8 protein-coding genes are annotated in these 10,247 nt (G+C 73.8%); 6 read left to right on the top strand and 2 right to left on the bottom strand.

Features of this window, described 5'->3' with window-relative positions; genetic code table 11:
- The first annotated feature begins 30 nt into the window (after positions 1 to 30).
- Genes ACFVU2_RS14765 through ACFVU2_RS14740 form a run of 6 tightly spaced genes read left to right on the top strand, consistent with a single transcriptional unit; the run spans position 31 to position 7,582 of the window.
- Entirely contained in the window at positions 31 to 996 is a 966-nt protein-coding gene (locus ACFVU2_RS14765; RefSeq protein WP_387875674.1) for an AAA family ATPase, read from the top strand.
- Positions 997 to 1,001: 5 nt separating this feature from the next.
- A complete protein-coding gene (locus ACFVU2_RS14760; protein WP_387875671.1) occupies positions 1,002 to 2,375 on the top strand; it encodes a DUF58 domain-containing protein in 1,374 nt (457 codons plus the stop codon).
- Complete coding sequence (locus tag ACFVU2_RS14755; RefSeq protein ID WP_387875668.1) at positions 2,372 to 4,912, top strand: transglutaminase domain-containing protein; 2,541 nt, start codon at positions 2,372 to 2,374, stop codon at positions 4,910 to 4,912. Before ACFVU2_RS14760 ends, ACFVU2_RS14755 begins: the two co-directional genes overlap by 4 nt.
- A complete protein-coding gene (locus tag ACFVU2_RS14750) occupies positions 4,909 to 6,000 on the top strand; it encodes a DUF5684 domain-containing protein (protein WP_387875665.1) in 1,092 nt (363 codons plus the stop codon). Before ACFVU2_RS14755 ends, ACFVU2_RS14750 begins: the two co-directional genes overlap by 4 nt.
- Entirely contained in the window at positions 5,997 to 6,815 is an 819-nt protein-coding gene (locus ACFVU2_RS14745; protein WP_387875662.1) for a PP2C family protein-serine/threonine phosphatase, read from the top strand. Before ACFVU2_RS14750 ends, ACFVU2_RS14745 begins: the two co-directional genes overlap by 4 nt.
- Positions 6,812 to 7,582 carry a hypothetical protein gene (locus ACFVU2_RS14740; protein WP_387875659.1) on the top strand — a complete coding sequence of 257 codons (771 nt, stop codon included), beginning with the start codon at positions 6,812 to 6,814 and terminating at the stop codon, positions 7,580 to 7,582. The genes ACFVU2_RS14745 and ACFVU2_RS14740 overlap by 4 nt, the downstream gene beginning before the upstream one ends.
- Here ACFVU2_RS14740 and ACFVU2_RS14735 read toward each other — a convergent pair.
- Entirely contained in the window at positions 7,579 to 8,901 is a 1,323-nt protein-coding gene (locus ACFVU2_RS14735; RefSeq protein WP_387875657.1) for a S8 family serine peptidase, read from the bottom strand. The two genes, ACFVU2_RS14740 and ACFVU2_RS14735, sit on opposite strands and share 4 nt — an antisense overlap.
- Entirely contained in the window at positions 8,898 to 10,244 is a 1,347-nt protein-coding gene (gene eccB / locus ACFVU2_RS14730; protein WP_387875654.1) for a type VII secretion protein EccB, read from the bottom strand. Before eccB ends, ACFVU2_RS14735 begins: the two co-directional genes overlap by 4 nt.
- Positions 10,245 to 10,247: the final 3 nt, after the last annotated feature.

Genomic DNA, 10,247 nt, shown 5'->3' with positions numbered 1-10,247 from the left:
ACGACCGCGACCGACGACCGAGGAAGACGCATGACCATCACCCCCGAACAGACCGCCTGGTTCCAGTCGACCTTCGCCCAGCTCGTGGAGAACGTCGAGCAGGCGGTGCTCGGCAAGCGGCACATCGTCGAGCTCGTGTTCGCGACGCTCCTGAGCGAGGGTCACATCCTGCTCGAGGACGTCCCCGGCACCGGCAAGACGGCACTCGCGCGCGCCCTCGGCCAGACCATCCGGGGCACGTCGACGCGCATCCAGTTCACCCCGGACCTGCTCCCGGGCGACGTGACCGGCATCACCGTCTACGACCAGAAGCGCGGCGAGTTCGAGTTCCACACCGGTCCGATCTTCGCCAACGTGGTGCTCGCCGACGAGATCAACCGTGCCAGCCCGAAGACGCAGTCGGCGCTGCTGGAGGTCATGGAGGAGGGCCGCGTCACGGTCGACGGCGTCACGCGCCCGGTCGGTGTGCCGTTCGTCGTGATCGCCACCCAGAACCCGGTGGAGCAGGCCGGCACCTACCGCCTGCCCGAGGCGCAGCTCGACCGCTTCATGATCCGCGCCTCCATCGGGTACCCCGACGACGCGTCGACCCTGCGGATCCTGCAGGGGGCGATGCACCCGCGTCGCGAGGTGCCGGAGATCGTGGACGCGCAGCTGATCGTGACCATGTCCGACCTGGTCGCCGGCGTCTACAGCAGTCCGCTCGTGCTCGACTACATCATGCGACTCATCGCGGCCACGCGCCGCGCGACCGAAGTCAAGCTCGGAGCGAGCGTGCGCGGCGGTCTCGCCCTCGCCCGGCTCGCGGCCACCTGGGCCGTCGCCCACGGCCGCAGCTTCGTCACCCCCGACGACGTGCGCGACCTCGCCCTGCCCGTGCTCGCCCACCGCCTCGTGCTCAACCCGGACGCCGAGTTCGACGGCGTCACCACCGACGCCGTGATCGGCCAGATCCTGCTCGACGTCGAGGCGCCCGTGGAGAACGGGGTCGCCTGAGGCCGATGACCGAGTACGACGACACCTCCTCGCGGCTGACGCGCACCGTCACCGGCACGCGTACGCGCGCCTCGACGGTCACGAGCGTCACGAGGAGCAGCACCGGCATCGTCGAGGACGGCGTCTTCTGGGGTCGTGCGGCCGCGGCGGCCGTCGGCTCGGCCGTGCGCGCCTCCGCGCGCTGGCTGGCCGAGACCGTCACCGCGCCCGGCTGGCTCGTCGTCTGCGTGCTGGTCGCCGGTGCCGTCGCGGGCTGGACCGCAGGGTGGAGCCTCGGCTGGATCGTCGCTGCGGCCGCCGCGGCGCTGATCGTCGTCTGCGTCCCGTTCCTCCTCGGCTCGCACGACTACCGCGTGCAGCTCGCTCTCGACCGGGAGCGGGTGGTCGCGGGCGACGACGTCACCGGCAGCCTCGTGGTCCGCAACGCGGGAGGCAGGACCTCGCTGCCCGGGCGGGTGGACGTGCCCATCGGCACCGGCCTGGCGGAGGCCTACGTGCCGCTGCTCGCCGCCGGTGCAGAGCACACCGAACGCCTGTCGATCGCGGCGGCCCGCCGTGGCGTCATCGATGTCGGGCCGGTCTCCGTGTCCCGCGGCGACCCCATCGGGCTGCTGCGGAGGGAGGCCCTCTGGCCGGAGATCCACACCCTCCACGTGCATCCCGTGACCGCGCTCATCCCCGGTACGAGCGCCGGCCTCATCCGCGACCTCGAGGGCCTGCCGACGAGCACGATCGTCGACGCCGACCTCGCCTTCCACGCGATCCGCGACTACGTCCCCGGGGACTCCCGCCGCCACGTCCACTGGAAGTCGACGGCGAAGACCGGGCGCCTCATGGTGCGCCAGTACGAGGAGGCGCGGCACTCGCGCATCGCGGTGACCATCGGCATCACGGCCGAGGAGGAGTACGAGTCCGACGACGAGTTCGAGCTCGCCGTCAGCGTCGCCGCGTCGCTCAGCCTGCAGGCCGTGCGCGACGGACGCGACCTGGTCGTCACCACGAGTGCCGAGCGTCCGGAGCTGGTGCGCGGGGAGGTCGTGACGATCCGCACGCTCCCGACCCGCAACGCCGCCGCGATGCTGGACGGCTTCTCGGAGATCGAGCTGGCCGAGCGCGCCAGCCGCCTCGAAGACGTCGCGAAGCTCACCGCTCAGTCGAACCCGAACCTCTCGGTCGTCTTCCTCGTGACGGGGGCGCACACGCCTCTCGGCCGGTTGCGCGGCGCCTCCATCGCCTTCGGGCCGGACACGCAATGCGTCGCCGTCCGCTGCGATCTCGGCGCGGATCCGGCCTTCCGCCGCTTCGGTCCGATGAGCGTCCTGACGGTCGGCGCGCTCGACGACCTCGGCAAACTCATCGCGCGCGGAGCGTTGCAGTGAGCGCCCCGGCGGGAGGCGACGGAGCACGGGCGGCAGCACGCCGGGCCCGCAGGCAGCGCACGGCGGCACTCCGGCTGGACGTGCCGCAGACGATCCTCGCGGTCGCCTACGTGCTCGTCGGCCTCGCCCTCGCATGCGCCATCGCGTGGCCGCTCTACGAGACGCCACGGCTCATCGCGGTCGCGGCCTACGCCGGCGCCGTCGGCGTCGGCACGGCCGTCGTGGCCCGCCTGCGGCGCTGGCCCGCATGGTTGCACATCGTCGCCGTCGCCGGTCTCTACGTCGTGGGCGTGGTGCCGCTCGCCGTGCCCTCGGCGCTGGCCTCGCCCCTCGGCGTGCTCCGCGGCCTTCTCGACGGCGTGACCGGCATCGTCCTGGGCTGGAAGCAGCTGCTCACCCTCGACCTGCCGGTCGGCCAGTACCAGGCCGTGCTCGTCCCGGTCTACGCGCTCTTCCTGATCGGGTCCGCGATCGCGGCGGCCCTGGCGCTCTCACCCGGGCGCCGGGCGGCCGCGGCCGTCCCCGTCGTCCTCGGGATGGGCGTCTTCGGCATCGCGTTCGGCGCCACCGACCCGGGATCGCCCTTCGTCCTGCTGGGCATCCGCATCGACGCGCCTCGCGAGGTTCTGCTCGGCCTGCTCCTGATCGCCGCCTCCCTCGTCTGGCTGAGTCTGCGGACGCAGCTGCGCCGTCGCGCTGCGCTCGCCGCCGCGCGCGGAACGGTCGGTGTGGTGCGCCAGGGCTCGGCCTCCACGGGTGCCGCGGTCCGCCGCCGACTGCTGGGTGCCGGACTCCTCGTCGTCGCCCTGGCCGCGGGCCTGACCGCCGGTCCGGCCCTCGCCGGCACGACCGCGCGCGAGACCCTGCGCACCTCGACCGAGCCGCTGCTGGTGGTGCAGCAGCAGACCACGCCGCTCGGTCGCTACCGTGCCTCGTTCGAGAAGGACGCCTACGACCGCATCCTCTTCTCGGTCACCGGCTCGGGATCCGGTATCGACCGGCTGCGGCTGGCCACCCTGGACGACTGGGACGGCGAGCACTTCCTCGTGTCGGGCGACACCCGCTTCTCGCGCCTGCCCGGTGGTTCGCCCGCGCCGAGCGCGCAGACCCTCACCGTCACCATCGGCGACGGGTACTCGGGCATCTGGCTGCCCGTACCGGCGGACACCCGCACCTCGCCGACGTTCAGCGGCCCCCGCGCGGCCGCGCTGACCGACGCCTTCTACCTCGACAAGCAGACCGGCGCGGGCATCGACACCACGCAGGGCGCCGACGGCGTGCGAGGCGTGCGCAGCGGAGACAGCTACGAGGTGCAGGGGACCGGTACCCCGGCCGTCCAGCTGTCGGATCCCGGGACCAGCAGCCTCGTCGACCTGAAGGCGCATCCCCAGCTGGCCGCGTGGCTGGAGGCACAGGGGCAGCCGCGCACCGCCGACGGCTTCGAGGAGCTCGTCTCCCGGTTGCGCGATCGCGGCTACCTCAGCCATTCGCTCGCGGAGGACGATCAGGCCTCCAACTGGATCGCCGCGTTGCGCAGCCAGGCCGCTTACCCGTTCGAGTCGAGCTTCGCCGGTCACTCGACGGCGCGGATCGAGGCCCTGTTCGGGCAGCTGCTGGAGCAGCAGAACCGGGTCGGCAGCGCCTCCAGCGCCGACCTGCTGGTCGCCGGGGTCGGCGACGACGAGCAGTTCGCGGCCGCGGGCGCTCTGCTCGCCCGGGCGGTGGGCTACGAATCCCGCGTCGTCGTCGGCGTCCGGATGGGGACGGGTGAGACGGGCGGCGTCCCGGCCTGCTCGCACACGTGCACGGGAGCGAATCTGGCCGCGTGGATCGAGGTGCGCGCCCCGGGATCGGGCGAGTGGACGACCGTCGACGTCGAGCCGCAGTTCGAGAAGGCTCCGACACTCATCTCGCTGAACCACCAGCTGCCCAAGAACCCGACCGTCCCCGAGCAGCCGCAGGTCGGCACCGTGCTGCCGCCCGCCGCCCAGCACGACGACCGGGATGCGACCCGAGCCGTCGTTCAGGAGCAGCCCGAGTGGGTGTCGGTGCTCCTGCGCGCGCTGACGATCGTCGGCCTCGCGGTGGCGACCCTCATGCTCCTGACGCTGCCTCTCTTGGTGCTGCTGGTCGCGAAGCGGATGCGGCGGGGGCGCCGCCGCCGAGCACCCGTGCCGGAGGTCGCGGTGGTGGGCGCCTGGGCCGAGCTGATCGATTGCCGCACCGACGGCGGCGATCCGGCGCTGCCCGGAACACGGCGCGACGTCGCGGCAGCCATCGGCTCTCGCGCAGCCATCGAGCTGGCCGCGCTCACCGACATCGCCGTGTTCGCCGAGCATCCGCCCACGCGGGAGGCGGCGGAGCGGGCATGGGAGCTCGTCGACTCCGAGCGGGAGCGTCTGCGCGCCGAGCGCGGTCCCGTCCGGTCCCTGCTCGCAGCGGTCAACCCCGCCTCGTTCGTGCGCGCCCTCGGCCCGCGCACGCGACTCTCCTGGCGACTCCTCGCGGCGCCCCGAACCCGGAAGGCGAGCGCATGAACGACAGCAACGCCACCCTCGTCGCCCTCACACTCGTCGCCGGACTCGTCGGCCTGATCACCGGGCTCGCGATCTTCCTCTGGTACGCCGCCGCGCTCTCGCGGGTGTTCGCCCGGCGGAACGTGGAGCCGTGGCGCGCGTGGGTGCCCGTGCTGAACGAGGCCGAGATCCTGCGGCTCGGCGGTCGTCCCGCCTGGACGGTCGTGTTCTTCTTCATCCCCGTCGTGTGGGTCTACGCGATCGTCCTGCGCGCCCTCGCCGCGCATCGGATCGGGCGCACGTTCGGCCGCGGTGCCGGCTCCACGGTGCTCGCGGTCGTGCTGCCGCCGGTGTGGGCGACCGTGCTGGCGGCGACCAGGGAGCCGGTCGCGGCCGAGGAACGTCCGGCCCCGCGGGCGGAGCCCTCCGAGCCCCGACCGGAGCCGGTCGCACCGGCGGCGATCGTGGAGCCTCCCGTCGCCCTCGCACCGCCCGCGCCCGTGGCGCCCCCGGTGCCGATCACGCCGCCTCCCGACCTCGTGGCCGCTGCGCCGCCTCCAGAGCAGCACGTTCCCTCGGCCGCCGCGCCGTCCGCGGAACCCGACGCCGACCTCGCGCCGATCCGCACCCCGTTCATGGATGCACCCGAGCCCGCCGCGCCCGAACCCGTCGTGCCCGAACCTGTCGCGCCCACGATCGCCCCCGCCGAGGAGAGGACCGACATCGACATCGAGCTCGACGACGACGCGGCGGAGACCATCGTGGTCGAGCGCGCCGCCGTCGTCACCTGGACGCTGGTCACCGACGCGGGCGACCGGCACCCGCTCGAGGCGGACGTCGTCGTCCTGGGCCGTCGTCCGGCAGGGGAGGAGCCCGGAGTCCAGTACCTCGCCGTGCCCGACACCTCGCGCACCCTCTCGAAGCAGCACGCGTGCCTCACCCGGCAGGGTGACGGCTGGATCGTCACCGATCTCCAGTCCACGAACGGTGTGTTCCTCGAGCTCGACGGGGTCGAACGGCAGCTCGCCCCCGGCGACTCGGCCTCCGTCTCCGGCCGGCTCCTGCTCGGGACCGTCGGTCTGCGCATCGAACGGGAGGACGCCCGATGACCGCCGTCGTATCCGGTGTCCAGCTGAGCGCCGACGCCCGCAGCGACGTGGGTCGCCGTCGGGCGGCCAACGAGGACTCCTGTCTCGCGGTCGCGCCGGTGTTCGCGGTGGCCGACGGGATGGGTGGCCACGAGGCGGGCGCGCAGGCCAGCGCCGAGGTCGTGGGCGCCCTCCGCGACACCTTGTGCGCCGGCACCGGCATCGTCGACCTGATGCAGGTGTCGACGGCGATCGACGAGGCGTCGCGCCGCACGGCCGCGCTGGCCGCCACGACCGCACGCGGCGCCGGGAGCACTCTCAGCGGTGTCATCCTGGTCGTGCACGAGGGCCGGCCGCACTGGCTCATCGTCAACGTCGGCGACTCGCGTGTGTACCGCCTCATCGGCGGCTATCTGGAGCAGCTGACCGTCGACCACTCCCTGGTGCAGGAGCGGATCGACGCCGGCGTGCTGCGCGACGAGGAGCGGGCGTCCGCGCCCGACAAGAACGTGATCACGCGCGCCCTCGGGTCGATGGACGCGCGTGCCGACAGCTGGCTCATGCCGGTGACCACGGGCGAGCGCCTCCTGGTGTGCTCCGACGGCCTGCACGGCGAGCTCAGCGACGAGCAGCTGCGCGAGATCCTGGTCGCCGGTGGCCGTCCGTCGGCCACGACGGCGGCACTGATCCAGGCGGCGAACCGTGCCGGGGGACGCGACAACGTCACCGCGGTCGTCGTGGACGTGCTCGCGGGAGGCGACCCCGGCACGGCCGGACCGGCCGACACCCGTGAGCCCTCCGGATGGACCGACGACGGAGACACGGTGCCCGTATGAGCCGCGACGACGTGCAGCAGCCGAACGAGCCGAACGTTCTGGAGGAGCTCGACGAGACCATCGTCGTGCGCCGCGGCGAGCCGGAGCGCGAGCCGGAGCCCGAGCCGGTGGACGAGACGATCGTGGTGCACCGCCCGCAGCCGGTGGATGAGACGGTCGTCGTCGAGCGCCCGGACGCGCAACCGGAGCCCGAGCTCGACGACACGATCGTCACCCCGCGCCCCGATCCCGAATTGGACGCGACGCGTGTGGTGCATCGCGAGGAGGAGGGGGAGGACGGCGTCGAAGCGACGCGCGTCGTCCACCGTCCCGACGACGACGACGACGCCGACGACGCCGACGACACCGTCATCGGTCGTCGATCCCCGGCTCCGGCCGAGGCCGCACCGCACGCGGCCGTCGCACCCGCCGTCCCGCCGCGCACACCCGCCCCGCGAACGCCCGCCCCGCGAACCCGACGCTCGCTCCGTGCCCAGCGCACCCCGATCGTGCTCCCCACGAGCGTGTCGGCGTCCGCCCGCGCCGCCGAGGCGGTCGGGGCGAACGCCGTCGACGCCTACGCGCCGCGCCCCATCCCGGCGCCGCCCGCTCCGGGGCCCGACCTCGGCTCGGGGCCGGATGCCACGCGTGCCGAAGCGCCGTCGATGAGCTCGGTGCGCCGTTCCAGCCGGAAGGCCGGGTGGGTCGTCCTCGCTGTGATCGCCGGAGCGTGCGTCGTCTCGATCGGCGGACTGGTCGGGATCGCTGCGGTGATCTTCGGCGGCTAGGCGTCCGGTGTCGCCGCCGCCCGCCTCCGCCGCGCGAAGAGGACGCTCAGCGCGGCGATGGCGGCCAGCAGGCCGGCGCCGATGACGGAGATCGCCACGGCGATGGCCGACTGCCGAGCCTGGCTGTCGTCGTTCGCCCGCACGCTGACGGTTCCGGCCGTCGCCGTGCCCTGCGATGGCGCGGAACCCGACGCGAACGGATTCGGCGGGCCCGCGGTCTCCGATCCGGGGACCAGCACGATCGCCTCATACGGCTGCACGACGCCCCACCCGGAATCGTCGTCGCGCGCGTCGGGATGCGCTCGGATCGCGCTGGCGGTGAGGCGGTAGGCCCACTCCGCCGGCGTCTCGTCGGGATGCGCGGAGGCGACCAGCGCAGCGGCGGCCGAGACGTAGGCGGTGGCGAAGCTGGACGCGGGAGCGCTGGACGCGTAGACGCAGTCCCCGCCGGTGTTCGCCGCGGTCAGGACGTTCTGGCCGGGCGCGCTCAGCGCGACGTGCGCACCGTGGATGCTGTCGTCGGTGACGACGCCGCTCGCCCCGGTCGCAGCGACGCCGAGGACGCCCGGGTAACCGGCCGGATAGCGCACGCCGTCCTGCTGGTCCTTCTCCAGCGCGAGGGACGAGTCGCGGTTGCCCGAGCTCGCGACGATGAGGCTGCCGTGCGCTGTCGCGTAGGCGACGGCATCCCGGAGCGCCGGGTCGTCGACGGCCGTGGAGAGCGAGACGTTGATCACCTGGGCGTTGGCGTCGGCGGCGAACCGGATGCCCGAGGCGAGACGGGCGATGCTGGGCCCCGCGCCCGCTGCCACAGCCTGGTCGTCGGTGCCGGCGAAGACGCGCACCGACAGGATGCGGGCGTCGGGGGCCAGCCCCTCCACCCCGGAGCCGTTCACGGTCGTCGCGGCGATCTCACCGGCGATGGCCGTGCCGTGACCGTACCCGTCCGCGTACCCGGCCGAGCCGACACCGTCGCCGACCATGTCGGTGCCGCCCGCGAGAACCCGGGCGAAGTGCGGGTTGGCGGCGTCCACTCCCGAGTCGACGACGGCGACCACGACGCCGGCCCCGCGGGTGATGTCCCACGCGGAGGGTGCCTGGAGCCGGTTCAGCGCAGGCGGGCGCTGGGGGATGAGGGTCGCGGCGTCCGTGCAGCCGGTGTCGGCTGCCGCGGCGACCGACGGGAGGGAGGCGGCGCGCGCGGTGGGAACGCCCGGTGCGCCCGCTGCGGTCAAAGCGGAGGCCGGAGCAGCCGCGAGCAGCACCGCGACCGCCCCGGCAAGCCCCGCGATCGTGAACCGACCGCGCGACCGGGTCATCCCGCCGACGCGGTCGAGGTCGCCCCCGCGGCGGACGTGCTCAGTTCGGGGCCGCTCTTCAGCAGCGCCACCCAGCTCAATTCGATCGTGCCGACGTCCTCCGGTGCGTAGCCGAGCCGCTTGACGGTCTCGTCGTCGGCGCCGGGCAGGGCGAAGGCCGTGCCGGTCGCGTCCACCAGCGTGAGCATGCCGGCGCTCCCGCTGCCGCGCCCCGCAGCATCCACGAGAGCGCCGTGGCCGGCCTGCACGGTGACACCGGCGGTGGCCTTCCGCGACGACGGCGCGGTGGCGAGCACGGTGCGCGTGCCGCCGGAGTCGGCGGACAGCAGTGCACACGCGCGATCGCCCGACGTGATGGAGGTGAAGCCGTCGGCGGGCCAGTCCGCGCCGCCGGCGGGTGCCTTGGCGGTGTGCAGGCTCGCCACCGCGGAGGCGGAGACGTCGCGTACGGCCGTCATCGTCCGGCCGGAGCCGAGCTGGTAGAGCTGCCAGGCGAGCGGGCTGAGCGTGGCGAGCGCGCCGTCCGGCTGCACGACGAAGCGCTGCTCGGCCGGGCTGCCGGACGTATGGACGACCTCGCCCACCAGCAGGGGGCCGTCGTCGAGTGCGCCGCCGGCGACCGGCGTGCCTGCGTCGGTGATGACGAGCGGCTCCAGCGGGGCGCCGGGAGAGAAGAGGTTGAGCCAGTCGGACGAGACGCGGACGGGCGCGAGGGAGTCGATGCCCGCGGCGCGCAGCACCGCGTCGGCGTTCTCCCCGTCCACCTTGTAGCGCAGTCCGGCGGCGACCACCCAGCGGTCGTCGCCGTTCTCGACGACGACGGCGCGGGAGGTCGCGGAGGCAGCGGGCCGGGTGGCGATCGTCGTCGCGACGCCCGCGTCGTCGGTGACGCAGGCCGTCCAGCCGGTGTTCACGAGGGCGTCCGGAGCCGGCAGCGCATCCGGGGCCCCGACGATCCCGACCGGGTCGGCGACTGTGATGCCGGAGAGGGCGTGCGAGTCGGTCGTGATCACAGCGAAGCTGGACGAGGGGATGAGGAGCCGGGCGCTCGCGGTGTTGATGACCGGGTGGAGCACGCCTTTGACCGAGACGTAGCGCGCGCCGGTGTCCTTGGCGATGAGCATCCGGCCGTTCTGCCAGCCTTGCGGCAGACCGGGCTGGATCAGCCCGTAGAAGGCTCCCGCGAGGAGCACGGCCGCGGTGAGGACGATGGCGATGACGACCGCACGCAACGGGCGGGCGGGCTCGAGCTCCTTGCCGCCGGGTGCGCCGCTGACGAATGCGGTGAGCAGGCGTCGACGCGAGAAGTTCTGGGCCTCGATGAGGTCGGTCTTGCTGGCCACCGG

Source organism: Leifsonia sp. NPDC058194, from assembly GCF_042883605.1.
Classification (GTDB): Bacteria; Actinomycetota; Actinomycetes; order Actinomycetales; family Microbacteriaceae; genus Leifsonia.
This window is presented reverse-complemented; position numbering and strand designations above follow the sequence as displayed.

Excerpts from the sequence above, each read along its gene's own strand:
- ACFVU2_RS14740 (WP_387875659.1), top strand. The coding sequence starts at position 6,812 with ATGAGCCGCGACGACGTGCAGCAGCCGAACGAGCCGAACGTTCTGGAG.
- ACFVU2_RS14750 (WP_387875665.1), top strand. The coding sequence starts at position 4,909 with ATGAACGACAGCAACGCCACCCTCGTCGCCCTCACACTCGTCGCCGGA.
- ACFVU2_RS14765 (WP_387875674.1), top strand. The coding sequence starts at position 31 with ATGACCATCACCCCCGAACAGACCGCCTGGTTCCAGTCGACCTTCGCC.
- ACFVU2_RS14760 (WP_387875671.1), top strand. The coding sequence starts at position 1,002 with ATGACCGAGTACGACGACACCTCCTCGCGGCTGACGCGCACCGTCACC.
- ACFVU2_RS14745 (WP_387875662.1), top strand. The coding sequence starts at position 5,997 with ATGACCGCCGTCGTATCCGGTGTCCAGCTGAGCGCCGACGCCCGCAGC.
- ACFVU2_RS14735 (WP_387875657.1), bottom strand. The coding sequence starts at position 8,901 with ATGACCCGGTCGCGCGGTCGGTTCACGATCGCGGGGCTTGCCGGGGCG.